Source organism: Pseudoflavonifractor hominis, from assembly GCF_014288125.1.
Lineage (GTDB): Bacteria > Bacillota > Clostridia > Oscillospirales > Oscillospiraceae > Pseudoflavonifractor_A > Pseudoflavonifractor_A gallinarum.
This window is the reverse complement of sequence record NZ_JACOPR010000002.1, coordinates 206,314-227,443: the sequence shown is the minus strand read 5'-3', so window position 1 is coordinate 227,443 and position 21,130 is coordinate 206,314. Positions and strand designations below refer to the sequence as shown.

Below are 21,130 nucleotides of genomic sequence, written 5' to 3'. Positions count from 1 at the left end.
TATGCTGGATCAGACATTCAACAGCGTGTATACCAAATTCAAGCTCCATTTTTATAAGGCGGTGTTTTCCCGTTTTCAGGACCGGGAGGCCAGTCTCACCACAGTGGAGACCTTCTGCATGGAGATCATCATGGCGCTGGGCCGACCGACCATCAATGAGTTTGCCCGGTTTGTCAACATCTCGCCGCCCAATGCGGCCTATAAGGTCAACAGCCTGATTCAGAAGGGGTATGTCCGCAAGGAGCAGTCGCCGGAGGACAAGCGGGAGTATCACCTCACCGTGACCCAGAAGTACATCGACTACTACAACATCAGCTATGGCTATCTGACCACGGTGATGGAGCGCATCAAGCACCGCTTCCCCGCCGAGGATGCCAAGCGGCTGGAGGAAATGCTCCGCATTATCTCCTCCGAGCTGATGCCTGAGATCTCTCTCCCCGCCGAGTCCCCTGCCCCCTGACCGAATCCTTGCGCCCGGCCGCCGGAATCCCCGGCGGCCGGGCGTTTTTCACGCACCGCCCTCTCCCTCCCGGCATATGGTGAGTTGGAATGAATTTACCGAAACGGAGGGTCTTTTCTATGGGTGCAACGCCACGGATTCAATTCTATCTGGGAGCCAATTCCCCACAGGGGTTTTATTCCATCTATGAGCAGCTGCTCGCCCCCGGGCCAGTGGAGGACTATTTTCTCCTCAAGGGTGGGCCGGGCTGTGGAAAATCCACCCTGATGCGGCGGGTGGGAAAGGCCATGGAGGAGCACGGCCTGGGCGTGGAGTATATCCAGTGCTCCGGCGATCCCGATTCTCTGGACGCCGTACATATCCCGGCACTCCACGCCGCGGTGGTGGACGCCACCGCGCCCCATGTCATCGAGCCCACCTGTCCCGGCGCGGTGGAGCGGTACGTGAACTTGGGTGAGTGCTATGATACTCCCGCCCTCAAAGCCATCCGGGAGGAGCTGACCGGGTGCATGGAGGGCTATCCGGAGTGCTACCGCCGGGCCTACCGCTGTCTGGCCGCCGCGGCCCAGATCGAGGCCGACCGCCGCGCCCTGCTCCTCACTTCGGAGGTGGAGGCCCGGATGGTCAAGCGGGCCAGGGGCATCCTCTCCCGGGAGTGCAAGCGGACCGGCAAGGAGCCCGGCCAAGCCAAATACCGCTTCCTGGACGCCATCTCTTGCAAGGGCGTGCAGTGCAACTTTGAAACAGCCGAGGGGCTGTGCCGCCGAATCTATGAGCTGTGCGACAGCTGGGGGCTTGCCCATCCTCTTCTGGCCTACCTGGCGGCGGGAGCCCGGGCGGCAGGGTACGACGTGATCCTCTGCCCTGACCCCATGGATCCGGAGCGGCTGCGCCATGTGCTCATCCCCGCGTTGTCGCTGGGGTTTGTGTCCAGCACCCCCACCCTGCCCTATCCAGGCAAGCGGCCCTACCGCCGCCTGCGCATCGACGCCATGGCCGACCAGGAGCAGCTGCGGCGGAACAAGGGACGGCTGCGCTTCTCCCGCAAGATGTCGGCTGCCCTGGTGGACGAGGCGGTGGAGGCCATGGCCCAGGCCAAAGCCATGCACGACGCGCTGGAGGCCCTCTATAACCCCCATGTGGACTTTGACCGGGTCCACGCCCAGGCGGACGCCATCGCCGCGGAACTGCTGGAGCGGGCCTGAACAAAAAAAGACCGTACGGAGATGCTGCTCCGTACGGTCTTTTGTGTCAGGACTGGATGCGGCCGGCATACCAGCCGGTGACGCCGTCTTTCTTGGCCAGATAGCCCCGGGAGGTGGTGCGCACGATGGAGAGTACATCCCCCGGCTCCACCGGGAGGCGGTAGTCGGTGGAATCCTCACACCGGGTCACGCCCCCCTTTTCATAGAGATACTCGGTGAGGATGTCCAGCACTCGGCCGCTGGCCAGGTGGCGGCAGCGGGAGAACTCCTCCCCCCACTCCAGCACCTCCACCGGGTTTTCGTGCCAGCGGATGTTGATGGAGCCGGTGGAGGCCTCCTGACGGTCCAGAGCCACGGCGGTGGGAAAACCGTCATAGCTCTGCCAGGAGAAGTCCTCCGACTCCCCATCCGGGATGATGAGGGCGTTGAGCTGTCCGTCCCATTTGAGCTGACAGCCGCCGTCGATGCTGATGATGTGCCGCTCCGGCAGGATGATGGGGGCCGCCGAGGGGATACTGGGGTCATAGAGAGTGACCGGCCAGTGTCCCACCACCACCCAGCGGTGGAAGGACAGGCCCAGGCCCAGGAAATTGTCATTTTTCATACACCGCCAGGCGGTAAGCTGTTCCAGCCGGTCCTCCCGGTACACCCCGCCGTGGACAAAGAGGAAACGGTCACTCAGCAGGATGGTGGGCAGGGAGCGAAGAAAGGCCAGTTCCGGGGCAAAGCGCTCCTGGATGACAGCGCGCAGGCGGGGAAAGTCCGCCGGGCTCTCCAGCGGCACCCCTACCTCCCGGGCCATCTGGGTGAGGACACACTTCTCTCCCCAGCCAAAGACATAGCTGTTGTAAAACTCCGGCGGGATGTCGGGGGTCTGGTCCACAAAGTGGAAGGTCAGATTGTCGCAGTTGCCGCAGAGCATATGGACCTCATAGCGCTCGCGCAGGGACATGACATAGCGCAGAGTGGCCAGACTGTCCACGCCCTTCTCCAGCACGTCCCCCAGGAGGATGAGGATGTCGTCCGCACAGAAGCCCACCTGCCGGAGCAGGGCCTTGAAAAAGGTGAGGTTGCCGTGTATGTCGCTGATGACCAGCACCCGGCGGCCCGCCGGGAGCCGGATGGGTTCTACCTTAGCCAGTTCCATGGTGTTTCCTCGTCTGAATCGTTGAAATAAAAGCGTTTTATCTATTCTAGCACAGTTTCCGCCCGGTGCAAAGCGGGGCGCCGGAGAAGAAAATGAAGAAAAATACAAAAAAAGTGTCTCAAAACGGCCGGCTCGTCCGTTATAATACTGGGGAGAATATCCGCGTTCTGCACTGCGCAGGTCAGTAATGCGGCGAGGAGAGGATAATATGCTGTCCCTTTGCCTGTCGCTGCTGGAGAGCGACGGGGACCGGGCGCTCTTTCTGGAGTTCCACCGCCGGTATGAGCACAAACTCTACGCCGTGGCCCTGGGTCTGCTGCGGGACCCGCGGCGGGCGGAGGAGGCCGTGCAGGAGGCCATGGTCCACATCGCCGGGCACTTCGAGCAGTTCAAAAAAATTTTTGCAGAAGACTGTCTCAAAATCGGCCCCTGGGCCGTTATTATCGTGAAACACGCCGCGCTGGACCTGCTGCGGCAGGAGGACCGGCTCACCGCCCTGCCGGAGCACTGGGAGGTCCCGGACGCCGAGACCGCCGAGAGCGCCGACGGCTACCGCCGCCTGGTGGAGCTGATCCGTTCCATGCCGGAGCGGGACCGAGAGGTGCTGGAGCTGCGCTTCGTGCGGGAGTGGGAGATCCGTGACATTGCCCGCCGCCTGTCCATCAGCGAGACCACCGCCCGCAAGCGGGTGGACCGGGCCCGCGCCCGGTTGGTGGCGGTACTGCGGAGGGAGGGATATGAGCATGGGAAGTGAGTGGGATGAGCGGCTGCGGGTTGCCCTTCTGGAGGCGGCCCGGCTGGACGGGGAGGCGGCCCTTGCCGCCCTGCCGGGGGAACCGGACTTTTCCCGGGAGTATCTGCGGGCGCGCAAACGCCTCCTGCATAACCCGTTCCGCTATGCCAGGCGGCGCTCCAGGTTTGGGTATAAGGCCGTTCTGTGGTATGCGGCCTGCGCGCTGGTGACCCTGTGTCTGTCTGCCGCGCTGGTCCTGGCCGCGAATCCGGCGGCCCGGGCCTGGGTGGTGCGGATGTGGAACACCTGGCACCCGGAATATACGGAGTATCATTTTCAGGGAGACGGAACAGAACCTGCCCCGCTGGGCGTCTGGCGGCCCACCTATGTGCCGGAGGGGTATGTGGAATGGGGGAAAGATGAAACAGGTTCTCTGCGTTCTATTGATTATGTTAATGATAAAGACTATTTTCTCTCTTTAACCTATATGCCGTTATCTAATGAAGGAAATATCCTGTTGGATAATGAACACAATGTATTCCATCGAGTTACCATTCATGGATTGCCCGCCGATCTATATACAGGAATTGAAGAAGATGACCCAAGCACAGTTATTTGGGCCGATGAGGAGGCGGGGATGGTTTTTTCCCTCAGAGGGGTTTTAAGTGAAGAGGAGCTGCTCTATATGGCGGAGAGCATTGCGCCTACGTCCTGAGCTTTGTTCCGGTCTCCCGATACGGGGGCCGGAACCTTTTTTAAAAATTTTTTGTAAAAACGAAAAAAGGGTGTCTCAAATCATGGGGCTGGTACGTTAATAGGGCAGAGAAGTATACAGGGGGCTGGTGGTCAGATCAAAAGTTGGTATCCTGAAAAGCTGGATACCTCTATAAAAGTGCGCATTTTTTTGATAAATATATAAAATTTTAAATAAAATTCAATAAAAAGTTGACAAATAGAAAAAGAAGATTATAATGAGCAATAGGGAGAATATCCTAAATTTTCAAGAAAGAGGCGATTCCAATGAAGATAATAAAACGCGTGTGCGCTCTGGCCCTGGCGCTGATGATGTTGTGTTCAGCGGGGGCGCTGGCGGCGGAAGAACGATGGGACAGCCGGGCAGAGGTATCTCCTTCCCTGACACGCAGCGGAAGTACACTGACCTGTGAGCTCCATGTCGTTGCAATGAGTCCATCGGATAAAATTTCCGCCAACATCTCTTTGGCGAAGCAGCGTGCTAACGGCGGCTGGGAGGTACTGGACTACTGGACCGGAGAAGAGGCCACTGGGAAACTCTATTTTGAGGAGACCTATACGAGCTCCGAAGTGACCGGCGGCACCTACCGGCTGAGCTATACCGTCACCGTCACCAGTTCCAAGGGGAGCGACGTGATTGAAGGGGAGAAAGAATCAAGCCTATAAACATCAGAATGGAATGGAGAAGGAGTATTTATTATGAAAAAGGCAAAAAAGTATCTGGGCATTCTTTGTGGGGCTGCCATTATGTGTTCCATCTTAGTACCTTCATGTGCCGTTGCTCAACCCACAAAGGAAACGCCGCGAGAAACGGAAGATAAGATAGGAACTGAAGAGATTCAGCCGAGATGGGAAGAGTGTACAGAATGTACAGATGGGAAAGTATATAAGACAAAGACAGTGTATACGGGTTGGATTCGTGTCCGTACAAACCCTTGCATACACGGCGGTGAGGAGCACGGAGATTTGGATCATAGAGAAGAAAGAAAAAGAATTGAGACCTATCAGTGCGTTAATTGTAAACAGGGTTATGATAAAACCTACACAGAAGCCCGTGTATGGTGCGAATTTTTCAATGACTATGTCAATGCCATAGATTAAAGTGGAGAAACGGGAGAAAGACAAATGAAACAAGCCGCCTGGCACTGCTGGGCGGCGGCTCCCTTTTAAAAGGAGATTTTAACGATGAAAACAGGATGGAAGCGGGCGGCAGCAGGTTTCGGCGCTGCGGCTATGTAAAGAATTCGGCCAGCCAGATGGAGGACCAGGTGGACCAGTTTATCTCCCTGCTGGACCAGAAGCAGATGACCTTTGAAGCAATGTGGGAGAATGTGACCGTCGTCCTGCCTGAGCGGGCCACCAATCTGAACGAGGAGATCGCCTTTGTCCGCAGTGGATGGGAGGCATTATAAGCGGTTGTCCTGTATACGGTTTTGTGTCCGGGTCCCGGGCTCCCGATTTTGGGGGCCGGGACTTTTTTAAAATTTCGCCTAAAACATTGACTATTTTGTGCAAATTAGATACAATGGATGCACAAAAAGCCTGAATTTGCGGAGAAGGGATGATTGGGATGAAGACAGCATTATGGACCATCCTCGGACTGCTCCTTTTGAGCGGATGTCAAGCGCCCGCCCCGGATCCCAGCATATCGGTGCCTCCGGCGCCGGAACCTTCCCTTGGTGTGGAGGAGCTCGATATCGCCCCGGAATCCTCTGAGCCGCCGCTCCCATCCGCCGGAGAGATCCCGGAGGAGCTCATTGTGGAGTTATTGGACATCAGCCCCACCTGTCCCGCGTGTGGAGAAGCCACGATGGAGGTCCGGTCCTTAGACTATGAGGCCCCGGATTTTGAGTACAAACGTCCCTGCGGACATGGCGGCTATCCGAACTTCAATGATGTGGCCACCGTGGCGGCCGGGCAATGTACGTTAGAGTGCAGTTCCTGTAAGCATACGCAGGTACTTGATGTGAACGAGGGCATTATGTACTGCCCCTATGAGAACGGATACTCTGAGGATAAGTCCTATCAACAGAACGGATAAAAAGTTCAACTGCGCCTTGCGAAAGGTCCCGGCCGCCCGATCTGGGGACCGGGACCTTTTTAAAATTTCACCTAAGCATTGACTATTAGGAAGATGAACAAGCAAAAAATGTTTAGTTGCATACGGATATTTCTGTGGATATTCTTGAAGAAATAACAGCCGCTCTTGGATTTTCTAAGTCGATATCCCAAAGCTTTTCTGTATCTGTAACAATCCCGGCAGATGAAACACGGTATTCTAAATTGGGATTAGCAAGTGATTTTTATCATCAATTTTTCTTAAAAAAGACATACTTGAACGGGAATTTAATAGACGAATCTGAGGGAAGTGCGATGTATCCGACAGATATGTATCTGAAAGTATATTACAAAGCATAAAAGCGTTTTAAAATTATGATAGAAGCAGATAATAGGTGATAAAATGAGAATAAAAGGACTTCCTATTATGTTGGCGCTGCTCTTTACCCTATCAGGATGCCATGCCAAAACCCAGCAAGATGCTGAATCATTTTTTGTTTGGATGGACGGGTACATTGCGCAGCGCACAAACCAACCATATCAGCTGCTTCTTACTTATTATTGTGAAAAAGGGTATAAAGGGGGGATTTGTTCCGAGCAGATTGCGGAGGTCTGGTCTAAGGACCATCCCAATCTGACCATTTTATTGGACGGAGTTGAGGAATTCACAACAGATTACAGTGATAGGTATGATTGTTACAGTGTGTGTCTTTCTGTCACCTTTGACCAAGAGGGGATATATTATATTGACAATTTGACCTTTTCCCTAGGAGAGGGTGAGACTATTCGGCTCCCCATTGGAGCCTGGACCTTTGAGGTTATAGATGGGGGACAGGATGAGATATACATTTACAATGATATTGTTGCGACCACCTCGCCGAATATATACTCTTTTTCTACCTCCTCCCTGCCGCCGGATACCCAGCTGAAGGAACTCTACTATGGAGAAGATCAGTCGGTCCAGTTTTTAAAGAACAGCATGGACACAGGGAAGATCGAGATGGAGGACGTCAACGCCCCGCTCTATATGGTGCGCCCGAAAATCACCGCGCTGGTGGATGGGGTGGAGACCATTCTGCTTGGAACCCAGTGTACCTGCGGCGCCATGGAAGTGGACGAGCAGGATATCCAGCGTTCGAAGGAATACACCTACCAACAATTGCAGGAAATGAAATAAAGGGAAAAGAGAAGTCCACTTAGTAAATACTAGGCGGACTTCCTCTTAAAGATGGAGGACCAGGTGGACCAGTTTGTTTCCCTGCTGGACCAGAAGCAGATGACCTTTGAGAAGATGTGGGGACCGGGACCTTTTCTAAAATATCCGGGATAAGGGAGGGCGTTTCATGTTCTGCGATATGTTTTCCAGAGTGAAACTGAATGTGGAGCTGAACGAAAAAGAATGCGGGGTCCCGCCGTTCGGCGCGGCGGAAAAGAAGGCCCTGCGTCAGGCGAAACAGGCGGAGGAGGCCTTTCGGCGGTCGAAAGGCTATCCGCCCAATACGTTCTGGGGAAAAGTGAAAGCGCTGTTTTTGCGGCGCGGCTAATGGACGCATCCAGGTACGGGGGTGAACCGATATGAAAGGGGCCATGTGGAGTACCCGGCGTGGATGGGTTCTTCTGGCCGTCGGGCTTCTTTTGGCGGGCACGCTGCTGTTCGGGCTGGTGCGCTGGGAACAGGACCGTGGGAAGGCGATTTTCTTCGACTCCTCCTATGAGCAGGTCATTCCCCTTACCTGGGAGACAGGAGAGCTGACCGGAAGAGAGATCATTTCCGCCTTTTATGACCATGAGACACGGACCTATGAGGTGCGCCTCCGGCTCCCCGGCCGGGACGGCAATGTCTACTGGCCCTTTGGTGCAGAGGAACATCCGATTCTGACGGTGGATGACCGACAGGTCGAAGACTATTTGACTGTCCCCCATACGACCATTTGGGGAAAGGACGTGTATCTCCTCTTCTCCGACGTGGAGTTGGCCCCGGAGGCGGTCATCACGTTGGGAGAGACCCGCTGCGCCCTCCGTCCGGCGCAGGAAGAATAAAGCATAGACAGAAGAGCCGCCCGGCACTGCCGGGCGGCTCTTCTGTCTATCCATATCTTATTTTCCCAGACGCTCCGCGATGACACGGGCCACCTTGACGCCGGAGGCGCCGGCCTGGGCCAGGCCGCGGGTGACACCTGCGCCATCGCCGATGGCGAAGAAACGGGGCAGCGCGGTCTCCAGCTCGCCGGAGAGGGCCAGGCGGGAGGAGTAGAACTTGACCTCCGCGCCGTAGAGGAGAGTATCGTAGTTGGCGGTACCGGGGGCGATCTTGTCCAGCTGGTAGATCATCTCAATGATGTCGTCCAGCTGCCGCTTGGGCAGGGCCAGGCTCAGGTCGCCGGGAACGGCGGCGGTAAGGGTGGGCCGGACAAAGGACTTGCTCAGGCGGTGCTCGTTGGTACGGATGCCCGCCACCAGGTCGCCAAAGCGCTGCACCAGCACGCCGCCGGCCAGCATGTTGGACAGGGAGGCGATGTGCTTGCCGTAGCGGTAGGGCTCGTTAAAGGGCTGGGTGAAGCGGTTGGAGACCAGCAGGGCGAAGTTGGTGTTCTCGCTGCGCAGCTTGGGGTCGGAGTAGGAGTGGCCGTTGACCGTGTTGATGCCCTCCACGTTCTCGGCCACCACATGGCCGTAGGGGTTCATGCAGAAAGTGCGCACCTGATCGCCGTACTGCTTGGTGCGGTAGACCAGCTTGGACTCATACACCACATCGGTGATGTGCTCGAAGACCTTGGCGGGGAGCTCCACCCGTACGCCGATGTCCACCTGGTTATTGATGAGCTCGATCCCCAGGCCCTTGCACTGGTTGGCAAACCACTCCGCGCCGGAACGGCCGGGGGCGGCGATGAGCCAGGTGCAGTCCACCTCGTCTCCCTTGTCGGTAATGAGGCGGTAGCCCTCTTCCCCGCGGTTCTCGATGGTGGTGACGGCGGTGTGGAAGCGGTACTCCACGTGCTCCTTCACGGTCTCATAGATACTCTGGAGGATTTTTAGGTTGTTCTCGGTGCCCAGGTGCTTGCAGCGGGCCTGGAGGAGATGGAGGTCATGCTCCAGGGCGCGCTTCTCCAGCGCACGGGCCTCGGGAGTGGTGGTGGAAAAGACCTCGGTGGTGGCGCCGTGCTGGACGTTGATGGTATCCACATAGTCGATGAGGTCCATGACCTCTTTCCCGTCCATAAAGTCGGTGAGCCAGCCGCCGAAAGCGGTGGTAAAGTTATACTTGCCGTCGGAGAAGGCGCCCGCACCGCCAAAACCGCACATGGTATCGCAGATCTTGCAGTGAATGCACTCCTTCACTTTGCCCGCCACGATGGGGCAGCTGCGGGTGTAGATATCGGCGCCCTGATCCAGGGTGACCACCTTGAGCGCGGGGTGGCGGCGCATCAGCTCGTACCCGGCGAAGATTCCGGCCTCGCCGCAGCCGATGATGGCTACATCGTATCTTGTGTTCATGTGCGTTCGTTCCCTTTTCTCAAATTTCCGGAGAGCTGTACATACTCTTCCAATTTGCTATTATAACAAAAAATGAGAGAAATGACAAGAGGAAACCAGAGGCCTGTATGAACTATGCTGTGGCCTCGGTGGTGAGCTCAATACCGGTGTAATACCAGGTCAGGATCTCCTCGTAGGTCTTCCCCTCCTTGGCCATGGCATTGGCCCCGTACTGGCTCATGCCCACGCCGTGGCCGTAGCCGGTGACCGAGAAGGTGATGGTATCCGCCGTTGTGGAGATGGTAAAGCTGGTGGAACGCAGTGCGAAGAGGGTGCGCATCTCATTTCCCGAGGTGGAGACTCCGCCCACGGAGATGGATTCCACCCCTCCGGCGGAGTTGAGCTGGGGCGCACCGAACCAGGAGGACGGGTCCCCCTCCAGCACGGCGTCCGGATGAGCGGCGAGAAAGTTCGTTTTGAAGTCGGCGGCACTGACCTCCACGGTGGAGTGGTAATTGGGCACCTCCTCCCCCTCGGGGGACTCCACACTGGTGAGATAGGGGACGGAATTGCCCCAGACCTCCACGGCGTCCACGGTTTTTCCGGCGGCCGAAGAGAAGAAGACCGCGTCAATGAGCTGTCCATTGTACTTGGCCACCACACCGTCCGTTCCGGCCACGGCGGCGCGGATCTTGGCGGTGTAGACGTCGGCGTTTTCGCCCCAGTTGGAGGCGGCCTGTTCGGGCTCGATATAGGCCTGACAGCAGGTATGATCGGTACACACGTCGGCATCCGGATGGGCCTGGGAGGGGTGTTCCATCTTCCGCATGGCGTAAGTACGGGCCGCAACAGCCTGGGCCTTGAGGGCCTCCAGCTCAAAGGAGGCGGGCATCTCAGCGGCCACCACATTCCAGAGATAATCTCCCATGGACATGGTGCTCACCGTCCCGTCGGAGAGCTGGACCTGGATCTGCGTCCCGGTGTCCAGTTCCCCGGAGGGGACGGGAGATACCACCGTGTGGTCCAGGGGAAGAGAGCCGTCCTCTTCCTGAGACTGGAGCGGGTCCCCCCGGAGCAGCAGAAGGGGAAGCAGGAAAAAGAGCAGGAGCAATATGAGGGCTGTGGCCGCCACTTGTTTCATAGGTAGACCTCCGTCGCAGTTAGGTAGTGTGGAAATGCGTTGACTGTCTTACTTTAGTGTGATAAAATAAACAAACATACTTGCGCAAAGGAGCATAGAACCATGGAGGGAAAAAAGGACAATGGCATGGACTTTGTTACCAGTCTATGCGAGGAATACCGGGCCCATAACTACATTGACCCGTCCTACTATGAGCGCTGGGGGGTCAAGCGGGGCCTGCGCAATGCCGACGGCACCGGCGTTCTGGCGGGCGTGACCCAGATCGGCAATGTTCTGGGCTACTATGTGCAGGATGGTGAGCGCTATCCCATGGACGGTAAGCTCATCTACCGGGGCATCAATGTGGAGGAGCTCATCGACGGCTTTATGCGGGAGGGCCGCTTCGGGTTTGAGGAGACGGCCTATCTTCTCCTGTTCGGGGCGCTGCCTGACCGGACGCGGCTGGAGGAGTTCAAGCAGGCTCTGAGCGACAATCATACCCTGCCCAAAATGTTTACCGAGGACATGATCCTCAAGGCGCCCAGCCCCGATGTGATGAATAAGCTGGCCCGCTCGGTGCTGGCCCTCTATTCCTACGACGACAATCCCGACGATCTCTCCCTGGCCAATCAGCTGCGGCAGGCCATCCAGCTCATCGCCCGGGTACCGGTCATCGTGGCCCACGCCTTTGCTGTGAAGCGGCACTACTACAATGACGAGAGCCTCTATCTCCACCGGCCCCAGCCCGGGCTGAGTGTGGCGGAGAACTTCCTCTACTCGGTGCGCCATGACAACCGCTTTACCGAGCAGGAGGCCCGCCTGCTGGACCTGTGCATGGTCCTCCACGCCGAGCATGGCGGCGGCAACAACTCGGCCTTTGCCTGCCGGGTACTCTCCTCCTCCGGAACCGACATGTACTCGGCGGTGGCGGCGGCGGTAGGCTCCCTGAAGGGCCCCCGCCACGGCGGTGCCAACAAGAAGGTCATGGAGATGTTCCGGTATATCGAGTCCGATGTAAAAGACTGGAAGGACGACGAGGAGGTCAAGGATTACCTGGGAAAGATCCTGCGCAAAGAGACGGGAGACCGCTCCGGCCTCATTTACGGGATGGGACACGCCATCTACACCCTGTCCGATCCCCGCGCCGTGCTCCTCAAGAAATTTGCCCGGGAGCTGGCCGAGACCAAGGGTATGCTGGATGAGTTCCAGCTCTTCGAGGCGGTGGAGCGCCTGACCCCGTCGGTGCTGGCCGATGTGAAGGGAGACAAAAAAGTGGTATGCGCCAACATCGACCTCTACTCCGGCTTTGTCTATAAGATGATGGGCATCCCGGAAGAGCTCTACACGCCCCTCTTTGCGATGGCACGTGTGGTAGGCTGGTGTGCCCACCGGCTGGAAGAGGTGGGCGGCAGCGCCAACCGGATCATCCGTCCCGCCTACAAGGCGGTGGCTCCTCTGCGCCCCTTTGTCCCGCTGGACCAGCGGTAATTTGGGCTGCAAAACACTTCGGATACACTGCGGCGGGCCATTCGGCCCGCCGCTTTTCTGCCGTTATGCCTGGGTGGAAGAGGCATCGTAGAGGGGGAGTGTGATTACAAAGCTGGTAAAACGGCCGTTGGACTCGGCCCGGATAGTCCCGCCGTGGCGCTCCACGATCTCTTTGGCGATGGCCAAACCCAGCCCCGCGCCCCCTGTCCGGGTGGAACGGGCGGCGTCCAACCGGTAAAATTTCTGGAAAATGTTTGCCAGCTCCCCCTCCGGGATCTCCAGCCCCTCGTTGGAGATGTGGATCTCCACCTGTTGGCCGTCCCGCAGGGCAGAGATGCGGACCTCCCCGCCGGGGGTGCTGTAATTGACCGCGTTGCGCAGGACGTTGTCAAAAACCCGGACAAGCTTGTCCGGATCACCGAGCACCACAAGGTGGTGCTCGATCTCCGTTGTGCACCGGAGTTCTTTCTCCGCGAAAATGGGGTAAAATTCATCGGCGATCTGCTCCAGCAGCATGGTGAGCTGAATGGGGACCATGGAGTCGGGGTCGGCCCCCAGATCCATGCGGGTGATGTCAAAGAATTCCCCCAGCAGCTCCTCCAGCCGCTGGGCCTTTTCCAGGGCGATACCGGTGAATTTGCTCCGCTGCTCCGGGGTCAGATGGGGATCGTCGTGGAGCAGGGTGAGGTAGCCCACCACGGAGGTAAGGGGGGTCTTGAGATCGTGGGCCAGAAAGGAGATCAGATCCTGCCGGCGCTGTTCCACCGCTTTGGCACAGGCCTCCCGGGCCTGAAGCTGCTGCCGGATGGCGTTGAGGTCCTTCTCCAGGGGAGCGAGCTCCTTGGGAAGGGAGACCTCCTGGTCGGAGAGATCGGCGATCCGGGCCGTGGCGGAGCGGATTTGGTCCAGCCAGCGGGTAAAGCGTCCCATGGCCAGATAAAAAGCCACAAGCATCAATAAAAACAGGAAGAGCATGACCCACTCCCGCTTATAATTGCGGATGTACAGCTGATAGGCGTCCAGAGATGCGGCGGTGCTCTGCCCAAACAGGTGGGTGGCGATCCAGACAAAGAGCTGGGCAAAGGGGTCCTGGAGAAAGCCGTCGATCAGCACGTCCTCCAGAAAGAGCCCTACGGCGCTGGCCACAGCGGCGCCCGCCACCACCACCAGCAGCATACGAAGTTTCAGACGGGTATAGCGCTGTTCTGACATGGGAGACCTCCTATTTCAACATGCGCCTGAGTAACAGCCTTTATTATAAAACGGGGAGGGGAAACTGGCAAGGGAGAGCCCACCCGGAGTCCTTCCACAAAAAACTGCGCTACCCCGTGCTTTTTGTGGGAGAATATGATATACTTATAAACTCGAGGATATTTCCATAGACATAGGCTGGAATGCTTCGGAAAGGAGCCTGACATGCAGAAAAAAATCGTATATCCTGCGCTGGCGGTCCTTCTGGGCGGCGTGGGCTTTGCGCTGCGCCGCTGGGAGCTGGCCACCGCCTTTGAGGAGACAGGGCTTGTGACGCCCGGTATGCCGTCCACACTGGCCCTGATCGCCCTTTCGGCCATAGTAGGGATCCTGTGTGCACTGCTGGGATGGAGCCGGCGTAACGTCGATTATGGGGATTATGACACGGCCTTTGCCGCCAAGGACTGTTCGCTCTTTATGGGGGCGGTGGTCCTCTCGGCTTTCTTCCTGCTGGGGGCGGCGGCACTGAAACTGACGGGAATCCCCACGGCCTACCGTGAGGCAGCCGCTCTGGCCGCCCAGGGCAGCGGAGGAAATCCGGCGCTGACCATGCTGCTGCCCATTCTGATGGCGGCGCTGAGCGCGGCGGCGGGGATCTGTGTCCTGGTGACCGGCCGCAACGCTTACCGGGGGGAGCCCACGGGGAAATACAGCTCCCTGGTGCTCATGCCTGCCTATCTGTGCTGTGTGTGGCTCATCGCGGCCTATCAGAACCGGGCTGCCGACCCGGTGATCCAGGACTATATCTATGAGCTGCTGGCCATCATCTGCGTCCTGCTGTCGGTATATTATCTCTCCAGTTTTGCCTTTGAGACTTCCAAGGCTGGCCGGGCCCTGTGCTTTTCCCTGCTGGCAGTCTATTTTTCCATGACCACGCTGGCCGACGCCCATGACTGGGCCACGATGGCGCTGTATGGATTCGGCATTCTCTACCCCTTGACCATGTCTGCCGTCCTCCTCTCCAAGACGGGAAAGCCCCGGGAGAAGAAGGGCGCGGGTGATACAGAAGAAACGGAGGAGACCCCCAATGAAGGATAAGAACACATTTTATATCACGACCCCGATCTACTATCCGTCGGACAAGCTTCACATCGGCCACACCTACTGCACCGTGGCCACCGACGCCATGGCCCGCTATAAGCGCCTCCAGGGCTACGATGTGATGTTCCTCACCGGAACCGATGAGCACGGCCAGAAGATCGAGGACAAGGCCAAGGAGGCCGGTGTCTCCCCCAAGGAATTCGTGGACAACATCGTGGAGGGGCCCCGCGGCGTACTGGACCTGTGGAAGCTGATGAACATCTCCAACGACCGCTTCATCCGCACCACCGACGGCTATCACGAGCAGGCCGTGCAGAAGATCTTCAAAAAGCTCTATGAGCAGGGGGACATCTATAAGGGCAAGTATGAGGGCAAGTACTGCAAGCCCTGCGAGTCCTTCTGGACCGAGACCCAGCTGGTGGACGGCAAGTGCCCCGACTGTGGCCGCGAGGTGGTGGACGCCCAGGAGGAGGCCTATTTCTTCCGCCTGTCCAAGTATGCCGACCGCATTCTGGACCTGCTGGAGAACACGGACTTCCTGGAGCCCCGCAGCCGTGTCAATGAGATGGTGAACAACTTTATCAAGCCCGGTCTGGAGGACCTGTGCGTCTCCCGCACCTCCTTCTCCTGGGGCGTGCCGGTGGACTTTGATCCGGGCCATGTGGTCTATGTGTGGATCGACGCCCTCTCCAACTACATCACCGCCCTGGGCTTTGACAACGACGCCCACCAGGACTATGAGAAGTACTGGCCCGCCGATGTCCACTTTGTGGGCAAGGAGATCGTCCGCTTCCACTCCATCATCTGGCCCGCCATCCTCATGGCGCTGGGTGAGCCCCTGCCCAAGAAGGTCTACGGCCACGGCTGGCTCCTGCTGGACGGCGGCAAGATGAGCAAGTCCAAGGGCAATGTGGTGGACCCCTACCTGCTGGCCGAGCGCTACGGAGTGGACGCCCTGCGCTTCTTCCTGCTGCGGACCTTCCCCTTCGGCACCGACGGCAACTTCTCCAACGAGTCCCTCATCAACACCATCAATGTGGACCTGGCCAACGACCTGGGCAACCTCCTCAGCCGCACCGTGTCCATGGTGGGCAAGTACTTTGAGAACGGTCAGCTCCCCGAGGAGCAGACCGGCGACGCCCTGGACGACGAGATCGTCTCCATGGCCTCCACGCTGCGGGACCGGTACGAGCAGGCCATGGAGCGTTATGCCTTCCAGGATGCTTTGGCCGAGGTCTTCAAGCTCATCGCCCGGGCCAACAAGTATATTGACGAGACCGCGCCCTGGGTGCTGGCCAAGGACGAGGCCAACCGGCCCCGCCTGGCCCGGGTCATGTATAACCTGCTGGAGTGCCTGCGCATTTCCGGCGTGCTCCTCAGCCCCTTCATGCCCGACTCCTGCACCAAGCTCTTTGGGCAGATCGGCGCCTGCGCTGCATGCACCACCTGGGAGAGTGCCGGCAAGTGGGGCTCCCTCCCCGCAAATGTGCGGGTGGAGCGGGGTGAGAACCTCTTCCCCCGCATCGACATCCAGAAGGAGCTGGCCGAGCTGGAGAAGGCCGCGGAGGAGGCCAAGCGTGCCGCGCTGCCCCCGCTGGAGACCGAGCCCCTGCTGGAGGAGACGGTGGACTTTGACAGCTTCTGCAAGAACGACTTGCGGGTGGTCAAGGTAAAGGACTGCCAGGCGGTGAAGAAGAGCAACAAACTCCTCAAGTTCACGCTGGACGACGGCACCGGCACCGACCGGCAGATCCTTTCCGGCATCGCCATGTGGTACAAGCCCGAGGAGCTTATCGGGAAGACCCTGGCCGCCATCGTGAATTTGCCGCCCCGCAAGATGATGGGTCAGGAGAGCCAGGGTATGCTGCTCTCCGCTGTCCACACCGAGCGCGGTGAGGAGCGCCTGAACCTCATTATGCTGGACGACAAGATCCCCGCCGGCGCCAAGCTGTGCTGAGCGAGACGACTATATCACAAGAAAACCCCCGCCCCGGAAATCCCGGGGCGGGGGTTTTGTATCGCTGCAAACCGTGCGGAAGGTTATCTGCCGCGCATGGTCAGGATCTCGTCCAGCAGGGCGTGGGCCACCTGGTCCTTGGAGAGCAGGGGCAGGGCCTTCTCTCCCTCCTGCGAGAGCAGGGTGACCCGGTTGGTGGAGCCGCCGAATCCGGCCCCCTCCTCTTTGAGGTTGTTGGCCACGATCAGATCCAGGTGCTTCTTGACCAGCTTTTTGCGGGAGTTTTCCACCATGTCCCGGGTCTCCATGGAAAAGCCGCAGAGGAACTGACCGGGGGCCTTGTGCTCTCCCAGCCAGCCCAGGATGTCCTGGGTGCGCTCCAGCGCCAGGTTGAGATCGCTGCCGTCCGCCGACTTTTTGATCTTGTCCCCGGACACGACCGCAGGGCGGTAGTCGGCCACGGCGGCGGCCTTGATGATGATGTCCTGAGTGCCGGCGCGGAGGGTGACCGCCTCAAACATCTCCTGGGCAGAGGTGATGTCCACCGTCTCCACATAGGCCGGGGGCTTCAGCGCGGTGGGGCCGGAGACCAGTGTGACCTGGGCGCCCCGGGCGGCGGCGGCCCGGGCAATGGCATAGCCCATGGTGCCGGTGGAGTGGTTGGTGAGGTAGCGCACCGGGTCCAGACTCTCCTGGGTGGGGCCGGCGGTGACCAGCAGACGCAGGCCCTTCATATCTCTGGGGTGGACCAGCGCGTGGAGGACGCTCTCCAGCAGGTCCTCGGGCTCGGGCATCTTCCCAAGGCCCACCGCGCCGCAGGCCAGACGTCCGGCGGCGGGGGTGAGGACCTCCCAGCCGTAGCGGCGCAGAGTCTCCAGATTGTCCTGGGTCACGGGATTTTCATACATCCGGGTGTTCATGGCCGGAGCGGCAATCTTGGGACAGTCGCAGGCCAGCACGGTGGTGGTGAGCATGTCGTCGGCAATGCCGTGGGCCAGCTTGGCCAGCACATTGGCGGTGGCGGGAGCGATGAGGACCAGGTCGGCCTGGTCAGCCAGAGCCACATGCTCCACCTGATAGGTGTGGTTGCGGTCAAAGGTGTCGGTGACGGTGCGGTTGCCCGTCAGATGCTCAAAGGTCAGCGGGCCAATGAACTCCGTGGCGTTCTTCGTCATGATGACATGTACGTTGCAGTGCTGCTTGACCAGGGCGGAGGCCAGGGCCGCGGCCTTATAGCAGGCGATGCCGCCCGTGACGCCCAGCAGCACGGTTTTTCCTTTCAGCATGGGAATTCCTCGATTCTGCCCGGGAGGGCCATTCTTCCCGGATAGTATAGCAAATGCCGGGCAAAGTGTAAACGGTCTGGTATAAATTTGGGCAGATTCCTTGCATTTTGCCTCTGGATTGGCTATAATGGGAACCGCCTTGGGCCAAAACGATCCGCTGTACCCGACATGGGACGGCAGGAGAGAACAGAGGAGCCCCGGGCACAACAAAATTTGCGCTGTATCTCCCCAGGAGGAGAACGGCAGCAGGAGGTTTTACAATTGAATGTACGTATGCAAGCAGCTCCCAACCGCACGGCCCGCAGTGCAGCGGTGAGGGACATGGTGGTACTCGCCCTGTTTACCGCCATCGTCCTGCTCATGGCCGCAACCCCCATCGGGCTCATCGACCTGCCTCTCATCAAGGCCACCATTCTCCATGTCCCGGTCATCATCGGGGCCATTGTACTGGGGCCCCGGCAGGGCGCCTTCCTGGGCGCCGTGTTTGGCCTGACCAGCCTGGTGAAGAATACCATGGTGCCCGGCGTGCTGTCCTTTGCGTTTTCGCCCCTCATTCCGGTGCCCGGTACCCAGCACGGAAGCGTGTGGGCCCTTTTTATCTCCATGGTGCCCCGGATGCTCATCGGGCCGGTGGCCTGGGGCGTCTATACCCTGCTGCATAAGCTGCTGGGCCGCAAGGCGGGGGCGCGCACCGTGGAGGCGGCGGTGGCCGCGGTAGCGGGCGCCTTTACCAATACCATCCTGGTCATGGGTACCATCGGTCTGGTGTTCCGTCAGGCCTATGCCACGGCCTATAATCTGCCGGTCAATGAAGTGATCGGCGTCATCATGGGCGTGGTGGCCGTCAACGGTGTGCCTGAGGCGGTGGCTGCCGCCGTACTGGTGCCCGCCGTGGCGCTGCCCCTGCAGAAGACCCTGAAGCGGGATACGATGTAAGAGAGAAGGAGAACGGGATACATGATCTTGGCACTGGATGTGGGCAATACCAATACGGTGGTCGGCGGCTTTGAAGGAAGCACCCTCCGCTTTAGTCTGCGGATGCAGAGCGACCGAAACAAGACGGTGGACGAATACGTCCTCCTGCTCCGGGGACTGCTGGCGGAGAAAGAGGTGGATCTCTCCGGCGTGGAGGGCGGAATCATCTCCAGCGTGGTGCCGGAGCTCCGCTATGTGCTGGGCAAGGCCATGGAACGCCTGACCGGCAAGACCTTCCTGGTGGTGAGCAACCGTCTGGACCTGGGCGGCATCCAGATCAAGATGGACATTCCCGGGCAGGTGGGCGCCGATCTGCTGGTGGATGCGGCGGCCGCCCTCTCCCTCTATCAGCCCCCGCTGGTCATCTTTGACATGGGAACGGCCACCACCATGTCGGTGCTGGACCGGGAGGGCAGCTACATCGGCGGTGTGATCATCCCGGGGCTGCGCCTCTCGATGGACGCACTCTCCGGGCGGGCCGCACAGCTCCCCTTCATCAATCTGGAGGAGCCGCCCGAGCACCTCATCGGCAAAAACACCGTGGACTGCATGAAGGCAGGCGCCATTTACTCCAACGCCGCCATGCTGGACGGACTGGTGGACCGGGTGGAGGAAGAGCTGGGCGAGAAGGTGACCGTGGTGGCCACCGGCGGCCTCATGGGCGTGGTGCTCCCCTTCTGCAAGCATGAGATCCACTATGACGAGAACCTGCTCCTGATCGGTCTTTTGAAGCTCTACGAGCGCAATTCCTGACGATACGAAAAAGTCCGGCGCCGCATATGCGGCGCCGGACTTTTTTATTCCTGTGGAGTCTATCTCACAGAGTAGGCTCGGGCGGGAGCTCCTCCGGTGCGGTGGAAGTGACCTCCCGGGAGAGCAGGGTGCGGTAGCTCAGCTCGATTCCCAGCGCGCCCAGAGGGGCGGTGACCAGGATGGCGATGACCGCCACGGTGAGCACGATTTCCCCGCAGCCCAGACCCATGGCCAGCGGTACGCCTCCAATGGCGGCCTGGACCGTGGCCTTGGGCAGGTAGGAGAGAATACAGAAGAGCTTCTCACGGAGCGAGAAGCCGGACCCCAGCAGGCACACACAGACCCCCACCGCCCGGAAGCACAGGGCGCCCAGAACGGTGATCACCGCCATAGCGCCGGCCGCGGCGGCATAGCGGACGTCCACCTCGGCGCCCACCAGGACGAACAGGATGACCTCGGCCCCCACCCAGAGGGTGGAAAAAGCGCCCGAGAGGGCCTTGGCGCACGCCTTGGAACGGCGCTGGAGGCCGATACCGGTCCCCATGACGGCCAGAAGGCCGGAGAAGGGGATGAGCCCTTCCAGTCGATTTTCGCCCTCTACCAGCAGGAAGGCCAGGGACAGCAGGAGCAGCACCTGCACCGGCAGGCGCAGGGCGGGGCGGTCCAGCCAGCGGGCCAGCCCGGTGCCCAGTCCTAGCCCGGCGGCCAGCCCCAGCACGATGGAGACCGGCACGGAGAGGAGCGCGACGGGGGAGAAGCTGCCGCCCTGTGCCATACCGGTAAAGGCGGTGAAGAGCACGATGACGAAGACATCATCCACCGAAGCGCCGGCCAGAATCAGCTGGGGGATGCTCTTTTCCGCGCCCCAGCCCTCGTCCATCAGGCGGATCATCCGGGGAACGATGACCGCCGGGGATACGGCGGCTACCACCGCGCCCATGATGGCCGCGTCCAGCGTGGAGATACCCAGCAGCCGGGGAGCCAGCAGCACCATGCCGAAGATCTCAAAGCAGGCAGGGACAAAGCACATGAGAAGGGCGGGACGGCCCACCCGTTTCAGATCGGCCAGATCCAGGGAGAGGCCCGCCCGGGTGAGAATGATGATGAGGGCCAGCTGCCGCAGATCGGCAGAAATGGAGAGCATAGAGGGGGAGAGCAGGTTCAGCTGGGAGGGCCCCAGCAGGATGCCCACCAGGAGCATGCCCAGCAGACCGGGCAGGTGGAGCTTCTGGGCCACGGCCGAGCCGAAGAACCCCAGAAGCAGGATGAGCGCGAGACTTGTCAGCATGAGAATACCGTCCTTTCCAGAATTTGGAGCGCAAAAAAAGGCTGATGCCTCCTGCGCTTGGCAGAAGTCATCAGCCGTAATGGCGGTTTTACCCGACGGACGGGCCAGGGAGAACTTCATTCCCTCGGTGTGTCAGTATAC

General features: G+C 59.4%; 23 protein-coding genes and 1 riboswitch. Of the genes, 17 read left to right on the top strand and 6 right to left on the bottom strand.

Translation table 11 applies throughout. The features are described from left to right. The first annotated feature begins 1 nt into the window (after nt 1). Both H8S34_RS03860 and H8S34_RS03855 read left to right on the top strand, forming a co-directional pair. A complete protein-coding gene (locus H8S34_RS03860) occupies nt 2-460 on the top strand; it encodes a MarR family winged helix-turn-helix transcriptional regulator (RefSeq protein ID WP_186963096.1) in 459 nt (152 codons plus the stop codon). Between the two features lie 119 nt (nt 461-579). Beyond that, the gene (locus tag H8S34_RS03855; protein ID WP_243207903.1) at nt 580-1,665 is read left to right on the top strand and encodes a hypothetical protein; all 1,086 of its coding nucleotides are present in this window, start codon (nt 580-582) and stop codon (nt 1,663-1,665) included. 46 nt (nt 1,666-1,711) lie between these two features. Here the strand turns inward: H8S34_RS03855 and H8S34_RS03850 are convergent, their stop codons facing one another. Continuing rightward, on the bottom strand, nt 1,712-2,812 hold the full coding sequence (locus tag H8S34_RS03850) for a metallophosphoesterase (RefSeq protein ID WP_186963095.1): 1,101 nt from the start codon (nt 2,810-2,812) through the stop codon (nt 1,712-1,714). A 208-nt stretch (nt 2,813-3,020) separates the two neighbouring features. On the opposite strand from H8S34_RS03850, the gene H8S34_RS03845 reads away from it, so the two are divergent. The 10 genes from H8S34_RS03845 to H8S34_RS03800 all read left to right on the top strand — a co-directional run bounded on the left by H8S34_RS03845 (nt 3,021) and on the right by H8S34_RS03800 (nt 8,396). Then, nucleotides 3,021-3,566 (top strand): RNA polymerase sigma factor, encoded by a 546-nt coding sequence (locus H8S34_RS03845; protein WP_180956807.1) that lies wholly within the window; start codon nt 3,021-3,023, stop codon nt 3,564-3,566. Then, on the top strand, nt 3,550-4,260 hold the full coding sequence (locus H8S34_RS03840; RefSeq protein ID WP_186963094.1) for a DUF4367 domain-containing protein: 711 nt from the start codon (nt 3,550-3,552) through the stop codon (nt 4,258-4,260). The genes H8S34_RS03845 and H8S34_RS03840 overlap by 17 nt, the downstream gene beginning before the upstream one ends. A 305-nt stretch (nt 4,261-4,565) precedes the next feature. Beyond that, nucleotides 4,566-4,964, top strand: a complete 399-nt coding sequence (locus tag H8S34_RS03835; protein WP_186963093.1) for a hypothetical protein — start codon at nt 4,566-4,568, stop codon at nt 4,962-4,964. A gap of 33 nt (nt 4,965-4,997) precedes the next feature. Then, nucleotides 4,998-5,399 carry a hypothetical protein gene (locus tag H8S34_RS03830; RefSeq protein ID WP_186963092.1) on the top strand — a complete coding sequence of 134 codons (402 nt, stop codon included), beginning with the start codon at nt 4,998-5,000 and terminating at the stop codon, nt 5,397-5,399. A 95-nt stretch (nt 5,400-5,494) separates the two neighbouring features. Next, on the top strand, nt 5,495-5,710 hold the full coding sequence (locus H8S34_RS03825; protein ID WP_186963091.1) for a hypothetical protein: 216 nt from the start codon (nt 5,495-5,497) through the stop codon (nt 5,708-5,710). Between the two features lie 269 nt (nt 5,711-5,979). Next, the gene (locus tag H8S34_RS03820) at nt 5,980-6,339 is read left to right on the top strand and encodes a hypothetical protein (protein WP_186963090.1); all 360 of its coding nucleotides are present in this window, start codon (nt 5,980-5,982) and stop codon (nt 6,337-6,339) included. Between the two features lie 134 nt (nt 6,340-6,473). Further along, entirely contained in the window at nt 6,474-6,716 is a 243-nt protein-coding gene (locus tag H8S34_RS03815; protein ID WP_186963089.1) for a hypothetical protein, read from the top strand. A 67-nt stretch (nt 6,717-6,783) separates the two neighbouring features. Beyond that, the gene (locus tag H8S34_RS03810; RefSeq protein ID WP_101692302.1) at nt 6,784-7,533 is read left to right on the top strand and encodes a hypothetical protein; all 750 of its coding nucleotides are present in this window, start codon (nt 6,784-6,786) and stop codon (nt 7,531-7,533) included. A 166-nt stretch (nt 7,534-7,699) separates the two neighbouring features. Next, complete coding sequence (locus tag H8S34_RS03805) at nt 7,700-7,900, top strand: hypothetical protein (RefSeq protein WP_186963088.1); 201 nt, start codon at nt 7,700-7,702, stop codon at nt 7,898-7,900. 31 nt (nt 7,901-7,931) lie between these two features. Next, nucleotides 7,932-8,396, top strand: coding sequence for a hypothetical protein (locus H8S34_RS03800; protein WP_186963087.1), 465 nt, complete (start codon nt 7,932-7,934; stop codon nt 8,394-8,396). Nucleotides 8,397-8,453: 57 nt separating this feature from the next. Here H8S34_RS03800 and H8S34_RS03795 read toward each other — a convergent pair whose 3' ends face one another. Together H8S34_RS03795 and spoIID are read right to left on the bottom strand one after the other, a co-directional pair. Further along, a complete protein-coding gene (locus tag H8S34_RS03795) occupies nt 8,454-9,851 on the bottom strand; it encodes an NAD(P)/FAD-dependent oxidoreductase (protein ID WP_101692299.1) in 1,398 nt (465 codons plus the stop codon). Between the two features lie 112 nt (nt 9,852-9,963). Beyond that, complete coding sequence (gene spoIID / locus H8S34_RS03790; RefSeq protein WP_101692298.1) at nt 9,964-10,971, bottom strand: stage II sporulation protein D; 1,008 nt, start codon at nt 10,969-10,971, stop codon at nt 9,964-9,966. Nucleotides 10,972-11,073: 102 nt separating this feature from the next. On the opposite strand from spoIID, the gene H8S34_RS03785 reads away from it, so the two are divergent. After that, nucleotides 11,074-12,438 carry a citrate/2-methylcitrate synthase gene (locus tag H8S34_RS03785; protein WP_186963086.1) on the top strand — a complete coding sequence of 455 codons (1,365 nt, stop codon included), beginning with the start codon at nt 11,074-11,076 and terminating at the stop codon, nt 12,436-12,438. Between the two features lie 63 nt (nt 12,439-12,501). On the opposite strand, the gene H8S34_RS03780 is transcribed toward H8S34_RS03785, so the two are convergent. Continuing rightward, nucleotides 12,502-13,650 carry a sensor histidine kinase gene (locus tag H8S34_RS03780; protein ID WP_243207902.1) on the bottom strand — a complete coding sequence of 383 codons (1,149 nt, stop codon included), beginning with the start codon at nt 13,648-13,650 and terminating at the stop codon, nt 12,502-12,504. 204 nt (nt 13,651-13,854) lie between these two features. Here H8S34_RS03780 and H8S34_RS03775 point away from each other — a divergent pair, with 204 nt between their 5' ends. Beyond that, entirely contained in the window at nt 13,855-14,727 is an 873-nt protein-coding gene (locus H8S34_RS03775) for a hypothetical protein (RefSeq protein WP_186963085.1), read from the top strand. Continuing rightward, complete coding sequence (gene metG / locus H8S34_RS03770; protein ID WP_186963084.1) at nt 14,717-16,687, top strand: methionine--tRNA ligase; 1,971 nt, start codon at nt 14,717-14,719, stop codon at nt 16,685-16,687. The genes H8S34_RS03775 and metG overlap by 11 nt, the downstream gene beginning before the upstream one ends. A gap of 83 nt (nt 16,688-16,770) precedes the next feature. On the opposite strand, the gene coaBC is transcribed toward metG, so the two are convergent. Continuing rightward, nucleotides 16,771-17,973: a bifunctional phosphopantothenoylcysteine decarboxylase/phosphopantothenate--cysteine ligase CoaBC gene (gene coaBC, locus H8S34_RS03765; protein WP_186963083.1), complete on the bottom strand. Its 1,203-nt coding sequence runs from the start codon at nt 17,971-17,973 to the stop codon at nt 16,771-16,773. A gap of 261 nt (nt 17,974-18,234) precedes the next feature. Between coaBC and H8S34_RS03760 the strand changes: the two genes are divergently transcribed. Both H8S34_RS03760 and H8S34_RS03755 read left to right on the top strand, forming a co-directional pair. Then, complete coding sequence (locus H8S34_RS03760; RefSeq protein WP_243207901.1) at nt 18,235-18,909, top strand: ECF transporter S component; 675 nt, start codon at nt 18,235-18,237, stop codon at nt 18,907-18,909. Nucleotides 18,910-18,930: 21 nt separating this feature from the next. Beyond that, nucleotides 18,931-19,701, top strand: a complete 771-nt coding sequence (locus tag H8S34_RS03755) for a type III pantothenate kinase (protein ID WP_101692292.1) — start codon at nt 18,931-18,933, stop codon at nt 19,699-19,701. 64 nt (nt 19,702-19,765) lie between these two features. On the opposite strand, the gene H8S34_RS03750 is transcribed toward H8S34_RS03755, so the two are convergent. Next, the gene (locus H8S34_RS03750) at nt 19,766-20,989 is read right to left on the bottom strand and encodes a cation:proton antiporter domain-containing protein (RefSeq protein WP_186963082.1); all 1,224 of its coding nucleotides are present in this window, start codon (nt 20,987-20,989) and stop codon (nt 19,766-19,768) included. Nucleotides 20,990-21,043: 54 nt separating this feature from the next. Next, a riboswitch (Fluoride riboswitch) is annotated at nt 21,044-21,122 on the bottom strand. Between the last annotated feature and the right edge of the window lie 8 nt (nt 21,123-21,130).